Source organism: Bacillus sp. Marseille-Q1617, assembly GCF_903645295.1.
Taxonomy (GTDB): Bacteria; Bacillota; Bacilli; order Bacillales; family Bacillaceae_B; genus Rossellomorea.
This window is the reverse complement of sequence record NZ_CAHJXM010000001.1, coordinates 734,254-759,968: the sequence shown is the minus strand read 5'-3', so window position 1 is coordinate 759,968 and position 25,715 is coordinate 734,254. Positions and strand designations below refer to the sequence as shown.

Genomic DNA, 25,715 nt, shown 5'->3' with positions numbered 1-25,715 from the left:
TCAGTCCTTGCACCCACTCTCAGAAAAAGTTTCAAAAACAGGTTGGGAAAAACCAGGACTTTACCACTAGGGAAAATAGGGTTTATCCCTATCTTTTATGAAAATTTTCCTCACGCGCCAATGATTATTGAATTCTCTTCAAGCATCGACTATTTATTTCCATAAGACTGAATATTTAACCTATTCTGCAAATAAACGAATTCTGTTACAATCCATTTAGTAAGAATCACTACATAGCTTTGCACCCAGATGATTCTTGTCAACACGCATGAGTAAGGAGGCGAGCTTTTCAAGGGGAGACGTTAAATGGTTCGTTACACAAAAAGGAGAGGATGTTGTAAATGAAAGTAGGAAAGATTCTTGGAACTGTCGTGATGAGTGCACTTCTGGTCAGCCCGGCTTATACGAGTCCGGTTGATGCCACAGAGAATGCAGAAAAAGTCCGTGTTCTTATTTCATCCACCACTGACAAGGCAGAAAACAATGCTAAGCAAAATTATGGTGTCCGTTGGGACTTCGACCAGAACAGTTTTTCTACGGAAGTAACGGAAGCGCAGTACAAAGCTTTGCAGAAGAATAAAAATCTATCTGTCGAACTTGTTGATGAAGTATCATTGAATGCTAAGCCTGGTTCAAATGCAACAGCCGCACCAAGTGATCAGACCCCTTGGGGAATTGAAGCGATGTATGAGGATGCCAATATCAGCGCAACATCCGGCGGAAGCGGAGTGAAAGTGGCGGTCCTTGATACCGGAGCTAACAGGAATCACTCGGATCTTGTAAACAACGTTGAGCAATGTAACGATTTCACCCAACGAAAATCAAGCCTCGTCACAAACTTCTGTGAAGATAAAAACGGCCACGGGACCCATGTTGCAGGAACAGTCCTTGCTGACGGCGGTGCTGGGGACGGAATCTATGGTGTAGCACCGGATGCCAAATTGTGGGCCTACAAAGTATTGAATGACCGCGGATCCGGTTACTCTGACGACATTGCAGCCGCTATCCGTTATGCTGCGGATGAAGCTGACCGTTTAAATGTCAATACGGTGATTTCGATGTCACTAGGATCCAGTTCAGAAAGTTCTTTGATCACAGACGCTGTCAACTATGCCTATAACAAAGGTGTACTTGTCGTGGCAGCAGCTGGTAACTCAGGACCTAGCGCCAACACGATCGGATACCCGGGTGCGGTGGAAAATGCGGTGGCAGTGGCAGCACTTGAAGATGTTCAGGAAAACGGGACATACCGCGTAGCTGACTTCTCTTCCCGTGGAAACCCGAATACTGATGGTGATTACGTAATCGGAGTGCGTGACGTGGAAGTGTCTGCACCGGGTCGTGCAATCGAGTCCACTTGGTACGATGGTACGTACCACACTATCAGCGGTACGTCGATGGCTACTCCACACGTATCAGGGCTTGCTGCAAAAATCTGGGCGGCAAACCCTAGTTTATCTGCAGCGCAGCTTCGTGCAGAAATTCAAAACCGTGCGACAGGCAACGATATTCTCGGCGGCTCAGGTGCAGCAGCGGGAGATGACTATGCCTCAGGATTCGGATTCCCGACTGTGAATCCTTAAGATCGGACGACAAAGTTTAATAGATAAATAGACGCAAGGACATGACATATGCCGAATATGTCATGTCCTTTTTGCATGAATGAAAACTTCACTTAATAGACTGCATACCGGGAAGTTCACCTTCGCCTATCGCCTTACATAAATCTGCTCCAAAACAAGGTCCATGTACCTGTCTTCCACACTCCATTCTGTTATCATTTGACTTTAAGAGACAGATGTCCGATACTATACGCATATTAATTAATCAATTGATTAATTAAAGAAAGGAACTCTTATTATGACTCAATCTGACCAGCAAAAAAAAGCGCCTGGAAGACCCCGTTTGAATAAAGAAGTGGCCAAGGGTGAACTCTTGCGTTCTGCCACAAAGTTGTTTTCAACCAAAGGGTTCGAGGAAACGAGCCTTCGGGAAATTGCTTCGGATGCGGATGTGAATATGGCACTGATCAAGTATCATTTCGGTTCTAAAATGGACCTGTGGAAAGCGGTGATCCTGAAGCTCTCGGAAGAAGTTCTCGAATTCAATGATTTCGATTTGGAAGAGGTCCGGAATTATTCGGATATGCGGCAGATGCTGGGTGATCTTTTCGACAGGATGGTCGATATGACGTTTGAGCATCCGGAGTTCAGTTTATTTGTGATGAACGAAAGCATTCAAAAAGGCGAACGGTTTGACCACTTATTTGAGAGGTTGATTACACCGTTTCATGAACAAAGTTATCCGTTTATTATAAAAGGAATTGAATTGGGCGTACTTGCTGACCAGGATCCAGAAGAGCTCATCGTGATGCTTCTGTCATCCGTTTCCTATCAGCAGGCTGCCCCACATATCTTGGCGAATTTCACGCCGGTTACGAACGACGAAGCACAATGGAAAGAAGTGATCAAGCACAGCCTGCGGGCAAACTTTATAAAGTGATCATTAGTATACCTACATGATTTGAAAGGGTGTTTTCAATGGAAAAATATGAAGCGATCCCACAGCCAAAGACATACGGTCCACTTGGACATCTCCCGCTGATTGACAAGGATAATCCGACTTTGTCCTTCATGAAACTGGCAGAAGAACAAGGACCCATCTTCCGCCTTCAAACACCTTCTTCTTCGACAATCCTCGTGTCGGGGCATGAGCTCGTTAAAGAGGTATGTGATCAGGCAAGGTTTGATAAAAGCATCGAGGGCGCACTCGAAAAGGTACGTGCCTTCGGCGGGGACGGGCTGTTCACAAGCCGGACCGATGAAGAAAATTGGAGCAAGGCACACAATATCCTCATGCCTACCTTCAGCCAGCGTGCGATGAAGGATTATCACGGAATGATGGTAGATATCGCCGTCCAGCTTGTTCAGAAGTGGGCCCGGCTGAATCCGAATGAAGAAGTCGATGTTCCAGAAGATATGACTCGCCTCACACTCGATACGATCGGGCTGTGCGGGTTCAATTACCGGTTCAACAGTTTCTACCGTGAAAGCCCCCATCCGTTCATCATAAGTATGGTCCGGGCAATGGATGAAGCGATGCACCAGTTGCAGAGACTGGACATACAGGATAAGCTGATGGTGCGGACGAAGCGTCAATACAAGCATGATATACAGACGATGTTCTCGATGGTCGACAACATCATCGCTGAACGGAAGGCAAATGGATCTCAGGAAGAGAACGATTTATTATCCCGGATGTTGAATGTGAAGGATCCTGAAACCGGAGAGAAGCTTGATGATGAGAATATCCGGTACCAGATCATCACCTTCCTGATCGCCGGTCATGAAACAACAAGCGGGCTCTTGTCATTCGCCCTCTACTTCCTGATGAAAAATCCTGATAAATTTAAAAAAGCCTACGAGGAAGTGGATCAAGTATTCTCAGGACCTGCACCAACCTATAAACAGGTCAACGATCTGAAATATATAAAGATGATCCTGAACGAATCACTTCGGCTATGGCCGACGGCCCCTGCCTTCAGCCTCTATGCCAAAGAGGATACCGTCCTTGCCGGCAAGTACCCGGTCAAGAAAGAAGAGGAACGGATCACCGTGCTGATTCCTGAGCTCCACCGTGATAAAGACGCATGGGGAGCCGATGCGGAGGAATTCCGCCCTGAGCGCTTCGAGAACCCGGAAAAAGTACCTCATCATGCATACAAGCCGTTCGGCAACGGGCAGCGCGCGTGCATAGGGATGCAGTTCGCCCTACACGAAGCAACCATCGTCCTCGGCATGCTCCTGAAGCATTTCGAGTTCATTGATGATAAGGACTACCAGCTCAATGTCAAACAAACCCTGACGCTGAAACCGGGTGATTTTAAAATAAAAGTCAAACAGCGTGAGCAGATGGCTGTCGACTTCTCTCTTTATGCTTCAGGTTCAAGTGAAATAGCACAGGAGAAAGAAGAAACTGGTGCTCACGAGGTACCTGTCGTATCAGGGCTCAATGACCGTCCCCTTCTTGTCCTTTACGGTTCTGATGCCGGTACGGCTGAAGGTGTGGCGAAGGAGCTTGCCGATACGGCCAGCTTCCACGGAGTGCGCACGGAGGTCTCGCCTCTTAACGACCGCGTAGGCAGTCTTCCATCAGAGGGGGCCGTTTTGATCGTCACTTCCTCCTACAACGGTAAGCCGCCAAGCAATGCCGGACAATTTGTCCAATGGCTTGAAGAAGTAAAGCCGGGCGAACTCGAAGGCGTCCATTACGCCGTATTCGGCTGCGGGGATCACAATTGGGCCAGCACATATCAGAACGTCCCAAGACTGATTGACGAAAAGCTTTCAGAAAAAGGTGCCGTAAGATTTTCGGGACGCGGCGAAGGTGATGCGAGCGGCGACTTCGAGGAGCAGCTCGAACAGTGGAAAGACAATATGTGGGCTGATGCTGTAGAGACATTCGGTCTGAAAGTCGAAAATAAGGGCGGCAAGGAACGAAACAGTCTCAGTATGGAATTTGTCAGCGGCATCGGCGGTTCACCGCTTGCGCTGTCTTATGAAGCAGTAAATACAAATATCCTTGATAATCGTGAGCTTCAGTCATCTGACAGCGGAAGAAGCACCCGTCACATCGAGGTTGCCCTGCCGTCAGGGCTGACCTATAAGGAAGGGGATCACCTCGGGGTACTTCCGAAGAACAGTGTGAAAAATGTGAATCGCGTATTGAAGCGTTTCGGCCTGAAAGGAAATGACCAGGTAGTTCTGTCTGCAAGCGGACGGAGCGCGGCACATCTGCCGCTCGACCGCCCGGTTTCCTTATCGGATATCCTTTCTCACTGCGTGGAATTACAGGAAGCGGCCACCCGCGCCCAAATCAGGGAACTGGCGGCCTATACGGTGTGTCCGCCTCATAAGAAAGAACTTGAAGCCTTGCTTGAAGAAGGAGTCTATCAGGAGCAGGTATTAAAAAAACGCGTCTCCATGCTCGATTTTATGGAAAAATACGAAGCATGCGAGCTTCCGTTTGAACGGTTCATGGAACTGCTCCCTGCTCTTAAACCGAGATATTATTCCATCTCGTCTTCCCCTTCTGTCGATGCTGGAAAACTGAGCATTACGGTCGGTGTTGTCAGGGACGCTGCCTGGAGCGGAATGGGTGAATATGAAGGTGTCGCTTCTAATTACCTTGCTGGTCTTGAACCGGGTGAAAACATCGCTTGTTTCATTCGCACGCCTCAGTCGAATTTCGAGCTGCCGGTTGACCCTGAAACACCAATCATCATGGTTGGTCCGGGTACCGGCGTGGCTCCGTTCAGAGGCTTCCTGCAGGCTCGCCGCATTCTTAAAGAACAAGGAATGCCGGTTGCCGAGGCCCATCTTTATTTCGGATGCCGTCATTGTGACCATGATTTCATCTACCGCGATGAACTCGAGCGGGATGAACAGAGTAGCATCGTCACACTCCATACTGCGTTCTCACGAATGGAAGGACAGCCGAAAACGTATGTACAGCATCTGATGAATGAGGACGCCAACCACCTGATAGAGCTCTTGGACCGCGGCGCACATCTCTATATTTGCGGTGACGGCAGCAGGATGGCTCCTGAAGTCGAAGACACCCTGCGTGAAGCCTACCGGGAAGTTCACGGTGCTTCTGATGAAGAATCGAAGAACTGGCTCGATCAGCTAGAGCAGGATGGCCGGTTCGGTAAGGATGTTTGGGCAGGGATTTAAGTTACTGTCATGAGAAGAACCGGTACGCATTGGGCGTGCCGGTTTTTTTATTCTTCAATCGTGACCCTTTCCGATTGGCTTGCAAACGCTTAAAGATTTTTCGACAAGTGGCTTGAATAATAAAAAAGTGGCACGTAAATTTGGAAAGTGGCTTGAATATGGTCCAAAGTGGCTTGAATCGTTCGTTTGGGAGCATCTGAAACCCTTCCCGGAGAGTCCTTTGCCCCGCCAGAAGCTGGATTCATGAATTTATGCTGACATTTTGGAGATATATGCTGACTTTTTCCGATTTATGCTGAAAAAAATGAGTTTATGCTGACTTTTCCCGATATATGCTGAATGAATTATTTTATGCTGAGTTTAACAAAAAACCCCATCCCAGAATCATATCCTTCTTTCAGAATGTGAGCCCAAGCACTTGTCCTTATAAACCAAAAAAGAAACCCCGCTCTTTAAAAAAGGCGGGGCCAATGAACAAAATCGGCACATGCCGAGCAGTTCATCATTCATCCTTCATGTATGTCCTGCAAACTTACGGAAGCATAGTCGCTACATTGTAATCATCATAGCCGCCATAATACTGCCAGATTTGTGCCTGCTCGTCTGTTCCAGGGAACGTGATCCAATAGGGATTGCTTGTTGTCAATTCAGACTCGGATGGAAGGTCGCCAGTGTAATAAGCGAGCCAGTAGGCACCCGGTGTATCAGGTGAATAGCTGCCCATCGTCACGTCCCAGCTCCATGTAGAAGAATAGGTACCCGGTGTGACGCCTTCTCCATATTCATTGAGGTAGTTGATGAACGCACTGTAAATCAATTGATTATTAATGTAGTCATACTCCCCCATACCGGTAAGGGCAGGTTCGACATCGATAAAGATGACCGGTCTGACTTTTGATCCATATACACGTTTCATTTCTTCATAGGTTTCAAGAGCCAGTTTCGCCTGCTCTTCTCCCCACTCAGTCGGTGACACTCCATCTGGCGCGATCTGCATGCCAGATAAGAACCAGTACCCATACACATAGCTTGCCTCTTCCGCTCTGTCGCTGCTGAAATAAATCCCGCTGCCTGTACTTTCTTCGAATTGATCCAGACTGCCATAGCCCAGTTTCCCGATGTAAAAGTCCGTCCCTTCAGGATTCGCTGATGTAGCAGAGTCGGATCCGAAAAGGTATTCTTCCAATACTTCAGTATGAGAGAAAATCGCTGCGTTTTCGTTCGCGTTCTCCAAAGCTGTTTCGCTTGCATGTGTGCTTGCCTGCGATATTACCGCTTTTTCGCCCTTACCCTGATTTTGCGCTTTTTCTTCTGCATCGGATCCTGAAGGCTGTGCTGCCTGCTCAGGTTTATTACCATCTTTGGCATTAGACTGGGCTTCAAGTTTTCTGTCTTCTGCCTTTTGCTTAAATTCAGCACTTGTGTTTGCATCTGCCTTGGAAGGAGTGTCAGGTTGTGCAGGTTTGACCGGGTCTGCTGCCTTGGATTCTGCCTGTGATTGACCCTTATTTTCTTCCTTCTGCTGAGCGTCCTCTTTTTCTTTAGTATGGGATTGAGCTTTTTCTTCTGCTTTGGACTGAGCAGAAACGTCTCGGTCTGCCGCTTCAGCTTTCTTGTCTGACTGATTCATTTTGACACTGACAGTTTTAAGGGTGCCGGCACTGTCCGTCTGACCTTTCTCGAATCCCGAAGCAGCTGTTACACTACCCCCTGTGATCAGTCCGAAAGACAATACGGCAGGAACAACGATAGATTTTACTAATTTCTTAGTGTTTAGATAATGTTTCATGTTTTATTTACTCCTTTTACCTTTGTGATTTTAGTTAGATTTATATTTTAGTAGATAAAAGGAGCTGCCTTGGGCGGCGGTGATGGTGGAGCATTCATCCATTGATAACAATATATATCTTCACGTGAATGGTAGATGGTGCGAAGCTTCAACCCAATCTCCCAATCGTCCGGATAGTGAATGAAGCTTACCATGCCTGTTCCATGACTGAACGTTTCCTGGGATGGTCCTCCTGAAGATGGCAGCCGCTGTGGAGCACTGTTCATCCCCTCGACTTCACCGGGGATTTCCCTCTTTTCAAAAGGGGCGTTCTTCCCTGCCTCATTGACTGGTTTTCGTTTAACCTGGAGCTCTTCCTTGAGTGAGTGGGAGTTTTGTTCCTCATTCAATATTACGTTTGGCTTTACCTGCTGTTTTTGGGAGACGATTTCTTTCTCCCTTTTGGATTTTATCGGATCAGTGATTCTCTTCTCGGTAGATTCAGAGACTTCGGATCGTTTCTTTTTGAGGAGACCTGCTGGCTGTTTTTCTTTATCTGCCCGCCGTTTTTCTTCTACATCCCCTGAAGGTGTTGAAGCGTGAATATTTTTCCCATGAGTTTGAGGATGTGCAGATTTGTCACTCTGACGATTTTTCCCAGGCGGATCAGGAACGGTTTTTTCAGCTGGGACTGCCTTGCGGTCCGTGCTTTCTACAGGTTTCGGGACCTCTTCTTTTTGCTCCTTCCGTTTCAGTTCAGGAGCTGCAGGTGCGGCTTTTACCGGGGATCCGATCTTTTCGGCTTTTCCAACCGTATTTGTATGTACCTCAGTGATGCGAGCATTTTCGGTCTGTCCTGCTCCCTCGTTTTTCTCTGCAAACGCATAAGTTGGAAGGAAAATAGCCGCCCCCAATACCCCCATCAATATACAATGCCGGATGCGCATGAGTTCACCCCCTTTCAAATAGCAGAGTGGAAATACTTCCATAGACAGCATTCGACATAATTAGTTCATTTTTGTCGCATTTCATAAGATTAACAAAGAAAGGATTCTTTCAGACTATTAAGGCATGAATTGTATGAGGCAAACAGCATTGTTTTGAGGAAAATTATTCTTATTTATCTGGTGACAGCGGAGTATGATGCACAAACAAAAAAGCCTGATTTCGAATGTAAAAACGGCTTTCCGTCAAGAATCATATCGAGGCTGAGGAGGTTTTCTTTTTAGGAGTTTAAGAACTTCTCACTTTATTTTTTCATAGACCACTAAATCAAGAACCAAGCAACTACACCAACCGCAACCATGATCAGCCCGGCCATTCGTTTTTTAAAGTTCAGCATATAACCCAGAATTATGAGACCAATGGCAGCCCACTTATAGTCATAGTAGTCCCTGAGATCTTCAGCTATGTACCCGATCCAAGTAGCAAAAATCAGTAACAATAGTAAAGCTGGAATCAATAAATTTACAGCAGCCCATAGATAGTTCATTTGAGTTAATTCCTTTCTGGTTTTATATCTTTCTACCATATATTCAACTCACTTTTCAGTTAAAATTCCCGCTTAAAGCATCTTCCCACTCTTCTTTAACAGTGTTTTGGTGATAATAAAAATCCCCCAATTTCCACTTGTCTTCTCTTGAAGCAAACCACAAACCAACATCTTTTTTCACTTTCTTCTCCCCGTTTTCCATAAAAACCAGGTCAACTTTTCCTTCTGGATATTGATCATCTAAATAAATTCGCAACCGCTTATAATCCACAAGGTAAATACCCCGTTCCCTTAAACCGGTTAACCGGTCGGTCCATTCCTTTTTGGCATTTTCAAATGATATTTCAGGTTCTAAATCCGATGCCCTATCAAAAAAATATACATGATCAAAAGCTTCATTATAGTTTTGGTTTATTACATTTTCCAGTACACCTTCAGCAGCACTTCTGGATTGATATTTATCTATAACATCAGGTATGAATACAAGGGCTAATAAACCAAGAACATTTATAAAAATGAATATAGGTATAAATCTTTTCACAAAAACACCCTTTCCCCTTACTCCCTTCCAGGGAATCCCTCGCTTTGCTCATGTGCTTTCATAGATGTCACAGATTTTGGCGATACGTTTTTTTAACCTAATAGCCGCAGCTCATTAATAAATAGGGCCACTGTACCTGTCTTCTTGAATTCCCCTATTCAAGTACCCAGCAACCCAATTTGAAACACCACAAATATTGCTGTTACAATGATCAACATCTCAGCCAACGTTAATATAGCTTGTTTTGGATGATCACTTTGTTTCCATTCAAAAAATGCTCTTACTCCATAATCCACTACCATAAAAAAGACTACTGCGAATAAGTAGAAGTACATGAGATCTTCATTGTAGAACAACAGAAACCAACTTAAACCAAGCAGAGTGATTGTTGTAGTAATCCTTATCCACTTATCAATTTTGCCATGCAGATCATTTATATAATTATAGGAAAACCAGTCTTTTTTAACTTTCTCTATTCTAAATGATTTTCTTAAGACCAATTTAACGATTGATATAAGTATAAAAACAATCATGACAATGATGCTGAATTTTATCCAAAACACCAAATCCCCCCTATTAACCGCTGCATAGATAATAGTAGTTTCATATAATACCAATTATTTCAAAACCCCACTACTTACTCAAGGAAAATTTTCCAATAAAAAAGGACTTACCCTTCTACGGTAAGACCCTTTACGAAAATATGTAAGTACTCAAAGACTCCACAGCAGGAGTCGCATCAGTCTCTTGATTCAGACAAACTTCCTCATCCTTTCTTGCATAAGAGGCACCTTCACTCAATATTTCCTCGCATAATAAACCATGTTCAAAAACACGACTGAAATATAGAGTGAAGCGATCAGGAGCAATAAGTGATATGCAGAAAGATGAACAGGTCCCACATAAGGATTCACCAGGGCCAAGAGGATGATGATAATACCAAGCATCCAGAAGTAACTGACGAACACGCCTCGTTCCCTGATTTTCTGCGCGCGTTCATCTTTTGTGGCAAAATGATCTGTTAAATAGGCCATACAAAAGCTCATGATGGTTATCGCAACGGTCATGAGACCTTCCGGGAACTTTCCGGCGGATATGTAAGCAGAGTTGACAAAAAGTGCATTGAACAGCATGATGACACCAAGAATCAAAAAGACCAATTTATTGTTCTTCATTCATTATCCTCCTCATAAATAAAGATATCTTCGATGCTGCATTGAAAAACACGCGCAATCTTGAAGGCCAGATTGATGGATGGATTATACCGTTCTCTTTCCAGTGAGATGATGGTTTGTCTCGACACATCCAGTCGGGCCGCCAGCTGATCCTGGGTCATTTTTCTCTCAGCCCGCAGTTCTTTTATTTTATTTTTCATCCATTCACCCTCTTTATGTAAAGGTTGCTTTACGTAAAGTTTACTTTACATCAGGAAGAAAGTCAAAAAAGGCCTGGGACCCCGGACCTTTCCCACGACCTGCCTAACTATTAATCACAATAGACAATTTATAACTCACAAACTCACTCAGCTTTGTTAAAAATTCATCCAATACTTCGTTGGACTGGAATCTGCATTCGAGGAGGTAGCAGCTCTCTCCGCTGACTTTATAATTGTGTATGACGTGTTCGGTGTTGGCCCTGACGAAAGACAAATAAGGTTGGTGGTTTACGCTCCTCAAGTAGATATGGAGGATGGCATGGACCGCAAAGCCCATCTTCATTTGATTGATGCTGATGGTATAACCCTCAATGATCCCGCTGTCTTCTAATTTTGCCACCCTGGCTGAGGCAGCAGGCGCGGTCAAGTGGACCATCCCGCCCAATTCTTTCATCGTGATCCGGCTGTTCTTGGACAGTTCCTCAATAATTTTTAAATCCGTTTGATCGATCATCCGCCCAACTCCTTTCATTAATAAAGTAAAACGGGCAAAACACTTTCGTTATGTTATGTATTGAATGAGTCTCCTCATATAAAATATACCTTGTACACAGGATTTTATAAAGAAAAGGAGCGAATGACCCATGAAAATTCAACTGATCAGAAATGCAACCTTGGTGGTTCAGTATGCCGGAAAGAAATTCTTGATTGATCCCTTCCTGGCTGAAAAAGGCAGCTACCCGCCATTCCCGAATTCAGTGCGGCAGGACCAGCAAAACCCTTTGGTCGGTCTGCCGGTTTCAATAGGGGAAATCATCCAAGATATAGATGCCGTAGTCGTCACGCATCTGCACCCGGATCACTATGACGAGGCAGCCAAAGATGTCCTTCCGAAGGACATCAAGATGTTTGTTCAAAGTGAAGAAGACGCTATCTCCGTAAAAAACGACGGTTTTCAACATGTCGAAGTTCTCGGGGAACAATCTTTCTTCGAAGAGATCCAACTAACAAAAACCAAAGGCGAGCACGGACGAGGCGAAATTCTCAAATTTGCCGGTCCGGTATGCGGCATCGTCTTCAAACACAAAGATGAGAAGACACTATATGTAGCAGGAGATACGGTCTGGTATGAAGGTGTCCGCGAAGAAATCGAATCCCACAAGCCTGATATCATCGTCGTCAACGCCGGTGACAATCAATTTCTTGAAGGCGGCTCCCTCGTCATGGGAAAAGATGATGTACTTGAAACAGCCAAAGCAGCGCCCAAAGCCACCATCATGGCCGTCCACATGGAAGCCGTCAACCATTGGACCCTATCGAGAGAAGAGCTGAGGAAATTTGCTGATGAAAAAGGAATCTCCGCAAAAGTAATCGTTCCAGAAGACGGAGACACTGTTAACTTCTAATTTGAAGCCCGTCCCAGACCGCGGTGACGCGTTAACGTACGTTGGGACGGGCCTTTCCCATTAACGGAACTTCTCGGTATTCCTTACCTTAAGAAGCAAAATCGTTCCGCAATCCAAACAAAAACTAGCATCGACTGGAGAGTTTTTCAATACGGATTTCTTTCCAAACAGTGCACCGTACCCCTTAAATTCCCCTGTGGCATTTCTACGGGACTGACACTCCTGACACGTTCTTCCTTCTTTCATTAAAATCCCCCTTTACTATTCCGATAAATGAAGCTGATAGGCTTTGTATGCACGTGAAGCTGCCGTCAACAGCGTAATGACCAGGATGGAGAAGAAACTGATCAGCATAAATTTTCCCTGAAGGAATACACAAAGGCACATAAGGATGCCGCCCCAAAACAGCGGGTATGCGAATGGCCTTAGTGTAGCGTTCCATATTTGATGGGTTGAATTTTCTAAAGGTGCAGTACGTTCTGTAGTGGTCAGTTGGAATCTTGGAAGTGTGTTGGCAGTGGTGATCAGGACGGTCCCGACGAGAATCGGGAGCAGCCTTAAAATGTTGAACTCTGTCCCGGATGCAAGGAGCAGTAACCCGATGTGCAGAATGAATAAGATCACAGAGAGGGATACAAAGATGTGGTCGATCCCCTTTTTTAACCTGGAAAAAAAGTCTCCATGTTTCATGAGGATCGGCATGGTGAAGAGCTGGATGGCCACTAACATCATGGTGCACGGAACTGCAAACAGGATGACCTCCCCCGATCCATACTCAGAATTTATCATTCCGAAGTTGGTGACATAAAGATATATACTTACCCCAAACGTTAAAATCGTCAAGAAACTAATAAAGAGTTTACTGTTCACTCGTTTTCCCCCTTAGCGTTAAATTGGACAATCCATTTCATGACATCCTGAAAAACCGATGAATTCAGGGAATAATACACATATTGTCCCTTCTTGAAGGCAAATACCAACCCGGCATTTTTCAGTACCGATAAATGTTGCGAGATCCCCGGTTTGCTGATGTCAAAATGCTCCGCGATCTCCCCTGCCGTCAAGTCCCCCATCCGCAGCAAATCCAGGATCTTTCTTCTATTCTCATCTGACAGGGCCTTAAACAGTTCGTTGATCGACAAGTCCGTCCCTCCTTTTTATTAATTAAGTGTTTACTTAATTACTTAAATTATATGTGATTGGAATGAAATGTCAATAAAAATATTAACGTTTTCCAAAAAAAGAAGGCAGACGCAAAAACGGGTTAACGTACCTGTCCCCATGACCCGCCCTTCACTGTTTTTACGAAAAATCTTGCAGCTGGAGACATTGACTGTTCACGATCGAGACTCACCAAAGCGATTTCCCGATATAAAGCAGGCATATCATTTGGTTTGAGCTGAACCAATTTTCCTTTTTCAATGAGGTCAGACACCATTGACTCTATGAGGAGCGCTGTTCCCCTCCCCTGAAGGACGAATTCCAAGGCTGTGGCCGGTGGCAATTCGATGGAGTCCGCTCCGAAGGACATGTTCGTTCTCTGCCAATGTTTACTTTCCTCGCTCCAATCCGTCATGATGTATGGCTTGCTGCTTGTAAAAATATCCTCTACCCCATAATGCTTTATTCCACTTAACGGGTGATCAGGATGGACAACGAAGACCAGTTGTTCTTTTATCGTATGAAGCTTCTTCAGATCCTTATTAAAAAACGGGGAGGTGATCAACCCCAGTTTGACGAACCCGTCATATAGCATGTCGATGATTTGTTGGTTATGACCGGTATGGATGGTCAAATCGATCTCAGCAAAACGATGTTGCATGTTCATAACGATGGAGGTGAAAGGTCCGGTTGTAAAAGTCGGGAGCGTTGCAATCGTGATTTCCCCTCTTGTGCCTTCTTTTATCGCCAGTGCCCTTTCTTTCCCTTTAGTCAGAATTTCGAGCGCCTGCCTGGCATATGGAAGGAATCCTTTTCCTAAATCGGTCATCACCATCTGTTTACCTGACCTAACAAAAAGATATCCGCCCACATCTTTCTCTAACTCTTTTATCCGTAGACTGATTGTCGGCTGAGACACATCCAGGTATCTCGAGGCCTTGCTGTATGACCCCAGCCTTGCCACAAGATCAAATGCTTTTAGCTGATTAAGTTCCATTTTAACCCCTCCTTACTATAAAAATATTTAATAGTAACTATAAGTTATATACGATTGTTTAATAGATATATGAAAATTATAGTGTAAATACACGATGAACAAAAGGAGTGCTTTTATATGGATCTGAAAACGACATTGCAGCAAATCATGGATAACCAGTATGGCCGGCCCAGAGGGGTGCTCGGATGGCTGATTGGGGAGAAAATGATCAGGCAGCATAAACTGGAAACTCTATGGACCCTTCACAATCTTCAACTTCAGAAGAATCAACATATCCTTGAGGTTGGCTGCGGAGCAGGGTTTGCATTCAAACAGATCTCCTCTATGAATGGCGGTCAGCATGTAACCGGGTTGGATTTATCCAAGACTCTCCTCCACTCTGCTGCAATCCGGAACAGAAAAGCACTTAAACAGAAGCGGATGGAGTTAGTTCCCGGCAGTGTTGAAGAACTGCCTTTTCCGGATGAACAGTTTTCAGCCGTGTTCAGCATCCATTCGGTTTATTTTTGGGAGAATCTATTCAGATCTTTTGAGGAAATACACAGGGTGCTGACACCTGGAGGCACCGTCATGATTACACTTTGCGATGGGAAAGACGGGGAGGACTGGGATTCGGTTAAACATATGATTCATAGGAAACTGATGCCGGTGATGGAGATATTGAAATTTTCAGAGGTCAGCTTAGTGTGCGGGCCGGTCTCGCGGGGGTATCAGACGGTGGCTGTTATTGCGGTTAAATGAGGATTTCCTTAGAAATTTACTTTATTTTAATCGTATTTCATCAAAATAATCGTATCAAACGAAACGCTAACGGTTTTAAAACCTAGAATATTAATATACGAATATTTATTGCGCCGGTTTCTGGATAATTGCGCCGAAAACAGAATAATTGAGCCGCTTTCCGGATAATTGCACCGGAATCCTGATTATTGCGCCACTTTGTAAGATAATCGAGCCACTTGTCGAGTTTTCTTTACAGCTCAATACCTCTACCCTTCCAAGCCAGGTCCCCTGTTACAAGGCAGGGGGCCTGGCTGTTTTTCTTTTATGCGGACTTTCAGACCATTTTTGCTGACTTTTTCTGATTTATGCTGAATTAATTCGTTTTATGCTGACTTTAATAAAAATACCCAATCCGTCATTTTGTACAAATGCCTGTCCCTAAAGGTATACCCTTCGCCGAATATGCAGCCCAAACATCTATCTTTCTATCTACTCCGTTCCCCTATCCACAGCCGCCACCGCTTCAATTTCCACCAATTGATGTTCATATCCCAACACTGTGACGCCGGACAAGGTACTGGGGACATCATGATCATCAAACTCCTCCCGTATCGCCCTCCAAGAGGCTACTAAATCTGAACGGTTCCCGGACGCCACAAGAACTCTCGTATACACAATATCAGTCAGAGAAGCATCAGCCTCTTTCAATACTTCCTTTAAATTCTCCACACACAATTTTGCCTGCTGCTCGTAAGTACTTGGATGAGGAACCTTCCGCTTCTTATCCAGAGGGCAGGCGCCTGCTAAAAATAGGACCTCCATTCCCGCCGGTATACTGCTTGCGTGTGCATAATCGACGGATGCTAATGTACTAGAACGGATGAGTGTTATTTTTTTGTCCATATTATTTCCCCCTTGTCTTCAGTCAAGACACTAAAAAACCTGCCGTAATTCAATCTGGCCCTCTCCATGTCCCTGGGGGTCCGGCATACGCATCACCCATTTGAGCGCTTCTTCCTTAGACTTTACATCAATCAGAATGAATCCGGCGGTCAAGTCGTTCGATTCCGGAAAAGGTCCTTCCGTAACTATCGGCTTTTCATCAGGATTTAGATACGAAATGCGAATTCCATGTGAACTTGGATGAAGTCCCTTAGCCATGACCCGAACGCCAGCTTCAATTAATTCTTCATTATACTTCGTCATGGCATCCATCAGTTCAGGGCTCGGGAGATTTCCGGCTTCAGAATTTTTCGAGGCTTTAACGATAAGCATAAATAGCATAGAATAACCTCCTTCTTTAAAAGAAACTCGTCTTATGAAAACCAATATCTATCTTTTCATCTATTCTATAAAATACAAGGATTTTCCTTTCAAAGTACTTCTTATATTTTTTCTCTCTGTTACAGCAATAAAAGACTTCAGCTGTCTGCCCGATTCAACATTTGCTCCAGATTTCCAAGATTAAAAAGGTGCAAAGCCCTTTCTAAATTGCAAGGGACTTCGCACCTTTTGATCTACTCTTTTTCAGGTTCTTCCGAATCGTACTCTTCATTCACCACACTGAACTCATCAATCACATCTCCGTCTGATGTTCTGGTGATGAATGTGATGGTATCCTTATCCACCTTAGCACTCATATAGACTGCAATGTTCTCCATGTTGACGTATTCAAATTTATCATCTGCCACTGCATCGTAGTGCTTCTTACCGGTAGTTCCTGCGACTACGTAAACTGTGCCGTTGTCGTGTTCTGTACCTTCTTTCAGTTTCATTGTTCTGCCGTAAGCATGATCGTGACCAGAGAAAACGATATCGATTCCCAGTTCATCTGCGACCGGAGGCAGCTTTTCCTTCATGATTTCATTGCCGCCGAACGGATTGGTATAGTACGGAGGCTTATGGGTCACGAGTATTTTCCATGGTTTATCCGAACTGTCCATGTCTTGTTTCAGCCATTCCAATTGCTGATTAAGCACATCTTCATCACTTGTAAAGCCCAGCACACTAATGTGCATGTTGTGATAATCAACGGAATACGTACCGCCTTTATCCACATCTGGACCATTCCCGGGTGCTCCCATAATGGCTTTTGCCGTACTGGCATCACTGTCTCCCATATATTCATGATTTCCTAGGGCTGTTACCAGATTAGTCGTGCGAATGTTATCATATTGACTCATCACTGCCAATACATCATCCCATTGATTGAATTTAGAAGATTCATCGACGAGATCACCGACATGGATCATGAATGCCGGATTCTGTCCGTTGATAGCGGAAAGAATCTGATCAAACAGGCTTAAGTCGGACGGTGATTGAGTGTCACCCAATACCGCGAACTCGAATTGGTTTTGTCGTTTTAACGTAGTGAATTCCTGCATATCGCTCCACGACTCGCCATTACCAACCCGGTATACGTAAGTCGTGTCCTGCTTCAACTTCTTTACTGTGACCTGATTCACGCGTGCGATGCCATTCTTGGTAATATCCAATTCACCGGAGAAGACTTGATTGCTCCATGATCCCTCTGCGCTGATAAGGCTCTTATCACCATTCTTATCATAATCCTTTTTTCTTGCATACTGAATGATCGGAGTCTCATCTTTTCCTAACGGGCTGGACATCCAGGTAAACCTTTTCGATTTATAAGGGTCATCGGTGGTCGGTGAAATAATATTTTTTATTTCACCCTCCTCCACTAAAGCCGGGTACGTCTGCGTATCCATCTTGAATGAATATCTTCCGTCTTTCACTGAAAACAAGCTGATGTTTTTAATCTCATTTGTGAGCGAATCCACGAGGAGTGAACCGTCCTCTTTTGTCTTCCCAAGAAGTTCTTCATTTCCATCAATTAAGGCAAAAACGTCCGCTCCACTGACAGGCTTACCTTCCTGATCCATTACTTTGATAAGGGCAGGCTCTCCTATTAACAGTGGTTCCGCTTCTACTTTAAGTGCAGCCTCTACTGCCACCTTCAGCGGTTTCATCGAATAGGTCGGGATGAATGTTTCCTTTCGAGGTTGAACATAGGTGACTTCTCCATTGATCAACTCCACATTCACTTTGCTGCCTTCTTTTACAGATGCCGGCACCCTTATTGGAATGATGGCTGCTTCAGCTGTTTGGCCAGTCTCGTCATTGTTCACAAGATGTAGCGTAAGAATCCCCGTTTCATCGTCATAGCTCGAAGTACTGTCAGTGAAGCCCGGTGAAAAGATGAGGTCTTCCACTGGAAAATTTCGATCCACTTTCAATGACAAGGCAGATTCAGAGATTTCAGCTGGATTTGTCGCTTTCACAGCCAGTTCAAATGAATCACCTAAATATGCATTCTCCTCAGCTTGAATGATTTCGACCTTTGCAGTCCCTGTATTGACTGTAAAATATGCTGTTTTAACCGCCTGATTACCAAATTTATCAGGCACCATCAACGTAATTTGATGTGTCCCATCTGCCCACTCTAATCCGCTCAGCGAGACAGAGCCATCCATATCATAGGAGAAATGTCCTTCACGCTTGGAATATTCCTTGCCGTCCACATACAATTTGATTTTTCCCCAGTCAATACCCGTTTTGAAAGGATCGTCTTCATACTCATGAACGTCAGCCTTTACATTCACTGAACTAGTTGTATATTCTTTCTCATCTACATTAATGGATTCAATGACAGGAGGATATAAGTCATCAACTTTTTCTCCGTACACCGCACGTATATTATCAATATAAAGAGACCCTTTTGTCATAGGACCAGTGATGCCGGATTTCGTGGACATCATTCTGAAGGCCTGTGTCCCGGATATTTTGAATGGTCCTGTGAAGGACGATGGGATTTCGGCTTCGATGTATTTCCATCCAACCCAGTCAATACCCGGCTTCTCAGCGGTCAGGTTAATGGACTGATTCTTATTATTCCCATCCACAACTAACATACGGAGCCAGTACCCCTGTGCTTCCGGGGTTGCATATACCCACATGCCGATGCTTTGCGGATCCCCTTCAATCTCGGCATTCACACCGGGACCCGCATACACTCCGAGGGTCGTCCCGGTTTGTGCATCGGTGAAATCGTAATCTAGCTTAAGTGATTGATCCCCGAATCGAACGGGTTCTGGATATTCCGCCAGGCTCAGGAATCCTTTTTCTCCCCGATTCGCTGTTGCCGTCTTCCATGTACCCAAATCGTCTTCGAAGTCAAATAACACTTGGGGAAGTATTCCTACAGAGATTTTTAACTGAGCCGCCAGATCTGTACCCTTCAGGCGGGCAGTGATGGTGCCGCTAACACTCTGCTCACCCGTGTGGAGCACACCTTCCTCATCAATCGTGCCTAATCCTTCCGGTATATCAAACTCAACGTCTCCGAGCTTCCAATCGACAATCCGTTTTTCAAATTTCGTTTGAAAACCTAACGGGATTTCACTGTTTCTGGCTGCCGTCAGTTCAGGTGAAGAGAAAGAAATTTGATCTGGAGCAGCAATTTCAATGATGCTTTTGCCAACCTCTACTCCCTGATGGTTCAACAGCACGTAAAATTGACCTGTTTTTCCATTGGATTGAAACAATCCATTTTCATCTATAGTACCAAATGACGTATCGGATAATTCCCATGTCAGGTCAGCTTCTGGAAGAGGGGCTGAAGCCATGGCCTTATCTCTGCCTTTAGCACCGAAATCAATCGTAGATCCCGGAGTGAAGGATTGATCATAAGGATAGACGTACGCAGAGTGAAAAGTATGATCGGAAGGCTCTTCTGAGACTACAAGCCATGAGTTGGCCACACTTCGCTCTCCGCGGTCAGAAGGCATATTATCAATCTCGAGATCATCCCCTCCAAGTGTACGCGTGGTAAAAGTGGATGAACCGCCGCCATCCAGGTTAAGAGCCGTCACCGCTCCTAAATCAATCATCAATTGCGCTAAATCAGGCATGGAAATTCCGCTTGAATAAGGTTCCTGCCTGCCGTCAATCACAGTAAAGAATACAGTCCCATCCGCTTTGATCCCGACAGCCGTACGAGGCTCTCTATCAGCTCCGGTTTTAGGAGTTTGATAGACTTCACTGTCCTTTACAAGAATCGCATTTCCACCTAGGGCTTCTTGGAGCTGATCCTTGACCACATCATACTCGGCTGTACTTCCAATGACTGCTTCACCGGACTTCTTCATACCAAAGAAACCCCACCCTTGCCGTAGTTGATCTTTTATCCCTACTCCATCTTTAAATACAATTCCATTGGGTTCGCCTGTCGCCATATTATAAAAATCGGCGTTCACAGCAGCCACCACCTTATGGTTTTCTCCATCGGCGGCACTTGCTTGCTGTCTGACAGGCTGCAGGCCATACTCCTCGCCGTCATTCGGGGTTCCCGCTTCAATCGATACACTCGGATTCTGAACGTCTACTTCCACTACAAAACTTTCAATCTTCTTTCCATCCGTCCCTTCAAAGCTGTAATGCTTCTCCATAACACCCGGTGCAAGATCGGCCCGGTATTCATTAATCGGTGTATGTACAACGCTGGAATCTAAATCGAAATCACCCAGGGCCCCTGCAACATTGGGCAACACCATACTGCCGGCAACTGCAAGTGACAGGACAACAGGCACTAATCTTTTCAAGCACTTTCTCATCACTCAGCCTCCTATAGCCATTTCCATATTTTGATTAAATCCATCAATAAATGACATCTTTATCATAAAGGAAATATATTAATAGAATGTCATTTATTTGTAAAATTCTGAAAAAGAGGTAATAGGGCCTATGATTACGATTTTAATTAATTTTAATTGATTGAATTGATTAATCTAGTTATTTTTCAGGACTATTATTCTCTTGTTGCTAATCCTCTCTCATATTTTTGGTAAATATAAACAAAAACCACCTCCATGTTACAAAAGTTTAAACATACGGGGCTGGCTGGATTTTTTATGCGGACTTTTGGCTATTTATGCTGACTAATTTGGATTTATGCTGAAAAATATGAATTTATGCTGAATTTTTTCGTTTAATGCTGACTTTATCAAAATTATCCATACTCTTTTCCCTAAGCAGCCCAAAACGAAAATGTTACTTAAAGGTTGAACACCCAAAAACTGGGTATAGTTCTATATATCTACTTTTATTAGAAAGGAAGTTTTTCAATGAACCGCTGGTACTTTCCCTTCCTTGTCGGCACCATCATCTTCCTGGTATTATCACTGATCGGCAAATTTGATATGTCTTATATCGTCACATATAGTGTTGGACTCACACTCGGTTTTTTCCTTATGTATTGGTTGAATAGGAAAAAGCGGCAGAATGCAGATTAAATCCGCCCATCACAAAAAAACAGGGACTGCCGCAGCAGGCAGTCCCTATCTCTCATAAATCTTATTCCTTCACCCGGAGCACCACATTATCGATTGTGATTTCATGTGCCCCTTTAAATTTCCCCATTAAAAATTTCAGCGACACTGTATCATTCGCACCCATTACAAACTCAAAGGTATAGTTTTTCATTTGATCATCTATGAAAATCTGGTCGGCGAAATAACGATAGTAACCCACATTCTCAAGAGTCACTTCCATATCACGCGCAACCGTCGAACGTGCATCAAACGACAATTCATACGTCAGCCCCTGCCCGAGTTCCAGACCCGGCTGCTCCGCCAGCACACTCCACGCTTCGTTTCCGGCATTATCGATTCGAACATTCATCTGCTCATTCTCACCAGTCACTCCAGCCACAGCATCAAAATGAATATAGTGACTCCAAGAATCCAGCCCGGCAACAAAATCCCCATTCTGCAAAGGCTCCAACTCCACATCAATCGACGTCTTCAACAGCTTCACATTATCCATATACACATCCCCGCTCACACCGCCAAGCTTAACCACCAGCTGACCAAACTCCTCACTCTGTCCCTCCGGCATCGTAAACGCAACCGTATGTGATTCCATTTCTCCATTCAACTCAACTGGTACCGAATCCATATAACTCACCGTACCGTCCTCACTCACGAACTCAACCTCGATTGCCCGGTCAGCAGAGGCACGAGCATCGAACGTCAACTCATAATCCGCACCCGCATCAAGTTGCAAGCCTGTCTGCTTCACCTGAACATCACCGGCAGCCGAACCTCCGTCCGTAATCCCGACATGCAGCTCCCTTGCTTCTTCTGACACATTGGCCGTTGCCGCTGCAGTCTCATTCACTACAACATCCCAATAATTCATCCGCGTCATATCGCCTTGATCAAAGGTGCCGTTATAAACGTGGTTCCCGTCCGGCAGCGGGGTTTTCGAAGCTTGACCGGAATCGACCGGCTCCGCTCCCTCCACGCGGACATTCCCGATCCACACCGGCGCATTCCCGTTCGCACCCATGTTGAACTCGAGCCTTGCCGCGATATCCGTATCCTGGCGGTGTGTGAACGTATACTCATACGACTGCACGTCACTCGTCAGCTGAATCGTCTGCTCGCCAGAATAATTAGCGTAACCTCTTTCGGCACCGCCCGACACCTTGGACATCATCGCACGGTTCGTATCCGACTTCGCATCAAAGCTAACCTTATACATACCGCCTTCCGCGATCGACACGTTTTGAATTAATTGCAGCGCCCATAACGCATTTCCAGGATTCGTCACCGCTGTTTTGGCAAAAGAAACGCCGTCTGCCTCTTCCTTCGTGATTGTTCCGCTTCCCCCGAAGTCCGGAAGCGTCACGAAATTCCAGTACGTCCCGTCCAGCGTTTCGCCGGAAGCATCCACCACCGTGAACGGCTCCGTATAACCTGCATCATAAATATAATTGCCATCCTCAAGCGGGAACTTTGCCCCTTCCGGAAGCTCTTCCTTCACCTGTTCAGGCTCCACGGGCTCCATATAGTCACGGCCCGTCAGCTCATACACCCGGACATAATCCACTTCCATCTCACCCGGGAAAGGAGTAGTCCGGTCAGGATCACCGCCATACCAGCCCCCGACCGCCAGATTCAGGATCAGATAAAACTCCTGATCGAATGGCGCCGGGTAAGCATATTTATCAGCCTGATTCGTTCCCTGGCTGAACCAGTCATTCAGCGTCTGATACAGCTGCCCGTCTACGTACCAGCGGATTTCACCGGGCTCCCATTCAATCGCATAGGTATGGTAGCCGGTCGCATCCTCTCCTTCTGGAAAATGATACTCAGCACCCGTATATGTGTTATTCGGATACTCCGCTCCATAATGGATCGTGCCGCCGATCTTGCTCGTATCACCTCCGGCTGATTCCATGATGTCGATCTCCCCGGAAGTCGGCCAGTTGCCATACACACTATCTTCAGGCATCATCCAGAATGCCGGCCAGAATCCCTTTCCTTCCGGAAGCTTCATCCTCGCCTCGAACTTCCCATATTTTTTTGAAAACAAGCCCTTCGTCTTCAGCTTGGCGGAAGTATAATCATACGATCCAAACTCATCGGTGATCGGTCTTCTTTCCTTCTTTGCCTTGATTACAAGATTTCCGTCGCGGATGAAGGAATTCTCAGGGGAATCCGTGTAATATTCAAGCTCGTTATTTCCCCAGCCTGGAGAAATTGGACTCCCATCCTCACCCACGATCCAGTTCCCGATATCATATGTCCACTTCTCAGGATCGATCTCATTTGAAATGAATTCGTCAGACCACACCAGCGTCCAGTCCGACTCGACTGCCCCTGGCTGGTACACCGTGACCTGTCCAAGCTTCGACCCTTCCGAACGCACCTGGTTCTGCACCTTCTCATCCATATAAACCTTCCCATCGACACGAACATTTTTCAACAGGACATTCCCCGTCTGAGCGCCCGCAGTTATGTAAAGATTACCATTGATCTTCACATCCGTGAGGGTCACATTCCCATGATTCACAAGCACATTCCCTTTAATAGTCTCTCCGGAATACACACCAGCCTTATGATAAAAACCATCTGCCTTTTCATTGAACAGCTGGATCACGTCTAACAACTTCAGCGGCTGACTGCCTTCCTCACCAGGTACGGAACCGCTTCCCGGAAGCAAAAACTCCATAACCTCATGGGCTTCTTCCTTCTTCACAACAGAATTTTCATCCGCCCCTTCACCGAACACTTCATCCCAGTATCCAAGCTCCTTGGCATACTTCAAGACACTCTCCTTATTTGAAGGCATTCCTTCCTTACCGCTACCAACCAACCTATGAATAAGTGCAGCAAAATCCAGCCTAGACAACGCCTCATGAGGATCTTTCTTCAGTTTTCCTTTCCCCTTGAAGATCCCCCGTTCCTCCCAGCGCTTCAACATCGCCTCATCCGCACCGCCGACTGGCCCCTTCGCTCCGGCAGGCAGTACAACCGACAACGCCAGCACCAACACAAGCATCACCATCACCACTTTGTTTCGCATTCCTTGTTTCCTCCCTTTGTTTGTATATGTGAAGAAGGATTGGAGTCCCTCTTAGCACCGTTTTTCAGATTACGAAACCGCTTTCGTTTTAATTTAAAAAAAGATTGGTCCAATCGGGGTGATCACCTACTTTTATTCCAGTGTAAAATTCCCCTAAATTACGGAACCGGTTTCGTTTTAGAACAAAAAGGTAAACGTTTCTTCTTTCAAAAAGAAAACGCTTTCTAAAAAAACCATACATATAGGCTTATCCTTCTAGTTTTTTCTACATCCGAACCAGGAACTCCTTTTACAAAAAACGAAACCCTACGAAATACCTACAGGAATAAAAAAAGAACGATGCAGTTTATCGTTTTAAACTCATCGCTCTTCTTACTGCTTATTGGAAGTAACCCTCAACCACTCTTACTTATTCTCTCTTTCCTCCGTCTTCAGTGCCAGCTTCTCAAGACCATTTTGTGCAAATTCCACATCGGTCTTCGGCATCGCTTTATTATTCTGACGGTCCTTATTCTTCTGTTTAGACATTCTTTCACCACCCTTTGCATTTTGTTTATATCGTGCGCAGGGATGGGAATAAATATGAAGAATTTGTTTTTTTAGACGGTCGATGAATGATCCGCCCCACTACAAGCAGTGAACAACAGTACCCTTTATAAAACAATTAACATTGACAAATCATTAAATGATTACCGTCCAGGTCTTTAAAATTAAACCAATGATTATCTTCAATGTTTGTGGTGATTTCTACGTTTTTACTTTTCATGTATTGAAAAGCTTGTTCGATATTATGGGTGTTTAAGTGAAAAGGCGGAACTTTATATACTGTTTCTTCCGAAAAAATTTTGCTGTCCAATACGATACCTGTTCCGTTCATAGGCAGTATGTAGAGATGCCCAAATAAAATCTCACCATCTGATGGTAGTCCCAATATGTCACAATACCAATCGCGCGCTTTTTCAATATCACGAACAGGAATAAAGGTCGTTCCGATTTGATTTAATACAGGTTTTGACATCCTATCTCTCCTATTAGGGGATTTTTTATACAATTCTGATTTTATCATATGTGCTGGTTCCAGTGTTGAGTTATCCTGCCTGCCCACTTTTTTATCGAAGGGCTCTGTT

The 25,715-nt window shown here is 45.0% G+C and carries 24 protein-coding genes; 6 read left to right on the top strand and 18 right to left on the bottom strand.

Translation table 11 applies throughout. The annotated features are described in order from the left end of the window. The first annotated feature begins 341 nt into the window (after positions 1-341). From HWX64_RS03705 to HWX64_RS03695, 3 genes are all read left to right on the top strand, one after another. The gene (locus HWX64_RS03705) at positions 342-1,583 is read left to right on the top strand and encodes a S8 family serine peptidase (RefSeq protein WP_175987372.1); all 1,242 of its coding nucleotides are present in this window, start codon (positions 342-344) and stop codon (positions 1,581-1,583) included. Positions 1,584-1,860: 277 nt separating this feature from the next. Beyond that, positions 1,861-2,502: a TetR/AcrR family transcriptional regulator gene (locus HWX64_RS03700; protein WP_175987370.1), complete on the top strand. Its 642-nt coding sequence runs from the start codon at positions 1,861-1,863 to the stop codon at positions 2,500-2,502. 38 nt (positions 2,503-2,540) lie between these two features. Beyond that, positions 2,541-5,735 carry a bifunctional cytochrome P450/NADPH--P450 reductase gene (locus HWX64_RS03695; protein ID WP_175987368.1) on the top strand — a complete coding sequence of 1,065 codons (3,195 nt, stop codon included), beginning with the start codon at positions 2,541-2,543 and terminating at the stop codon, positions 5,733-5,735. 532 nt (positions 5,736-6,267) lie between these two features. Here HWX64_RS03695 and HWX64_RS03690 read toward each other — a convergent pair. From HWX64_RS03690 to HWX64_RS03655, 8 genes are all read right to left on the bottom strand, one after another. Next, positions 6,268-7,524: a hypothetical protein gene (locus HWX64_RS03690; protein ID WP_175987366.1), complete on the bottom strand. Its 1,257-nt coding sequence runs from the start codon at positions 7,522-7,524 to the stop codon at positions 6,268-6,270. Positions 7,525-7,571: 47 nt separating this feature from the next. Then, the gene (locus tag HWX64_RS03685; protein WP_175987364.1) at positions 7,572-8,450 is read right to left on the bottom strand and encodes a hypothetical protein; all 879 of its coding nucleotides are present in this window, start codon (positions 8,448-8,450) and stop codon (positions 7,572-7,574) included. Between the two features lie 320 nt (positions 8,451-8,770). Beyond that, positions 8,771-8,995: a hypothetical protein gene (locus HWX64_RS03680; protein WP_175987362.1), complete on the bottom strand. Its 225-nt coding sequence runs from the start codon at positions 8,993-8,995 to the stop codon at positions 8,771-8,773. Positions 8,996-9,050: 55 nt separating this feature from the next. After that, complete coding sequence (locus HWX64_RS03675) at positions 9,051-9,536, bottom strand: hypothetical protein (RefSeq protein WP_175987360.1); 486 nt, start codon at positions 9,534-9,536, stop codon at positions 9,051-9,053. Between the two features lie 158 nt (positions 9,537-9,694). Continuing rightward, on the bottom strand, positions 9,695-10,099 hold the full coding sequence (locus HWX64_RS03670; protein WP_175987358.1) for a DUF4181 domain-containing protein: 405 nt from the start codon (positions 10,097-10,099) through the stop codon (positions 9,695-9,697). Positions 10,100-10,333: 234 nt separating this feature from the next. Next, entirely contained in the window at positions 10,334-10,711 is a 378-nt protein-coding gene (locus HWX64_RS03665) for a hypothetical protein (RefSeq protein ID WP_175987356.1), read from the bottom strand. Continuing rightward, positions 10,708-10,911 (bottom strand): helix-turn-helix transcriptional regulator, encoded by a 204-nt coding sequence (locus HWX64_RS03660; RefSeq protein ID WP_175987353.1) that lies wholly within the window; start codon positions 10,909-10,911, stop codon positions 10,708-10,710. The genes HWX64_RS03665 and HWX64_RS03660 overlap by 4 nt, the downstream gene beginning before the upstream one ends. Positions 10,912-11,014: 103 nt before the next feature. Further along, the gene (locus HWX64_RS03655; RefSeq protein WP_175987351.1) at positions 11,015-11,425 is read right to left on the bottom strand and encodes an Lrp/AsnC family transcriptional regulator; all 411 of its coding nucleotides are present in this window, start codon (positions 11,423-11,425) and stop codon (positions 11,015-11,017) included. A gap of 130 nt (positions 11,426-11,555) precedes the next feature. On the opposite strand from HWX64_RS03655, the gene HWX64_RS03650 reads away from it, so the two are divergent. Further along, on the top strand, positions 11,556-12,317 hold the full coding sequence (locus HWX64_RS03650) for an MBL fold metallo-hydrolase (protein WP_175987349.1): 762 nt from the start codon (positions 11,556-11,558) through the stop codon (positions 12,315-12,317). 60 nt (positions 12,318-12,377) lie between these two features. On the opposite strand, the gene HWX64_RS03645 is transcribed toward HWX64_RS03650, so the two are convergent. The 4 genes from HWX64_RS03645 to HWX64_RS03630 form a co-directional block, all read right to left on the bottom strand. Then, positions 12,378-12,563 (bottom strand): hypothetical protein, encoded by a 186-nt coding sequence (locus HWX64_RS03645; RefSeq protein ID WP_175987347.1) that lies wholly within the window; start codon positions 12,561-12,563, stop codon positions 12,378-12,380. 15 nt (positions 12,564-12,578) lie between these two features. Then, the gene (locus HWX64_RS03640) at positions 12,579-13,187 is read right to left on the bottom strand and encodes a hypothetical protein (protein ID WP_175987345.1); all 609 of its coding nucleotides are present in this window, start codon (positions 13,185-13,187) and stop codon (positions 12,579-12,581) included. Beyond that, complete coding sequence (locus HWX64_RS03635) at positions 13,184-13,453, bottom strand: autorepressor SdpR family transcription factor (RefSeq protein ID WP_175989628.1); 270 nt, start codon at positions 13,451-13,453, stop codon at positions 13,184-13,186. The genes HWX64_RS03640 and HWX64_RS03635 overlap by 4 nt, the downstream gene beginning before the upstream one ends. Positions 13,454-13,581: 128 nt before the next feature. Next, the gene (locus HWX64_RS03630; protein WP_175987343.1) at positions 13,582-14,475 is read right to left on the bottom strand and encodes a LysR family transcriptional regulator; all 894 of its coding nucleotides are present in this window, start codon (positions 14,473-14,475) and stop codon (positions 13,582-13,584) included. A gap of 117 nt (positions 14,476-14,592) precedes the next feature. Here HWX64_RS03630 and HWX64_RS03625 point away from each other — a divergent pair, with 117 nt between their 5' ends. Continuing rightward, positions 14,593-15,216: a class I SAM-dependent methyltransferase gene (locus HWX64_RS03625; protein ID WP_175987341.1), complete on the top strand. Its 624-nt coding sequence runs from the start codon at positions 14,593-14,595 to the stop codon at positions 15,214-15,216. 471 nt (positions 15,217-15,687) lie between these two features. Here the strand turns inward: HWX64_RS03625 and HWX64_RS03620 are convergent, their stop codons facing one another. The 3 genes from HWX64_RS03620 to HWX64_RS03610 form a co-directional block, all read right to left on the bottom strand. Then, on the bottom strand, positions 15,688-16,101 hold the full coding sequence (locus HWX64_RS03620; RefSeq protein ID WP_175987339.1) for a RidA family protein: 414 nt from the start codon (positions 16,099-16,101) through the stop codon (positions 15,688-15,690). A 30-nt stretch (positions 16,102-16,131) separates the two neighbouring features. Beyond that, positions 16,132-16,482: a YciI family protein gene (locus HWX64_RS03615; protein WP_175987337.1), complete on the bottom strand. Its 351-nt coding sequence runs from the start codon at positions 16,480-16,482 to the stop codon at positions 16,132-16,134. Positions 16,483-16,715: 233 nt separating this feature from the next. Further along, positions 16,716-20,831, bottom strand: a complete 4,116-nt coding sequence (locus tag HWX64_RS03610; RefSeq protein WP_175987335.1) for a phosphodiester glycosidase family protein — start codon at positions 20,829-20,831, stop codon at positions 16,716-16,718. Between the two features lie 510 nt (positions 20,832-21,341). Here HWX64_RS03610 and HWX64_RS03605 point away from each other — a divergent pair. Continuing rightward, positions 21,342-21,509 (top strand): hypothetical protein, encoded by a 168-nt coding sequence (locus HWX64_RS03605; protein WP_175987333.1) that lies wholly within the window; start codon positions 21,342-21,344, stop codon positions 21,507-21,509. 61 nt (positions 21,510-21,570) lie between these two features. Here the strand turns inward: HWX64_RS03605 and HWX64_RS03600 are convergent, their stop codons facing one another. The 3 genes from HWX64_RS03600 to HWX64_RS03595 all read right to left on the bottom strand — a co-directional run bounded on the left by HWX64_RS03600 (position 21,571) and on the right by HWX64_RS03595 (position 25,606). Then, positions 21,571-24,588 carry a carbohydrate binding domain-containing protein gene (locus tag HWX64_RS03600; protein ID WP_175987330.1) on the bottom strand — a complete coding sequence of 1,006 codons (3,018 nt, stop codon included), beginning with the start codon at positions 24,586-24,588 and terminating at the stop codon, positions 21,571-21,573. 405 nt (positions 24,589-24,993) lie between these two features. Continuing rightward, positions 24,994-25,116 carry a hypothetical protein gene (locus HWX64_RS22060; RefSeq protein ID WP_303049457.1) on the bottom strand — a complete coding sequence of 41 codons (123 nt, stop codon included), beginning with the start codon at positions 25,114-25,116 and terminating at the stop codon, positions 24,994-24,996. Between the two features lie 136 nt (positions 25,117-25,252). Beyond that, complete coding sequence (locus tag HWX64_RS03595) at positions 25,253-25,606, bottom strand: VOC family protein (RefSeq protein WP_175987328.1); 354 nt, start codon at positions 25,604-25,606, stop codon at positions 25,253-25,255. Between the last annotated feature and the right edge of the window lie 109 nt (positions 25,607-25,715).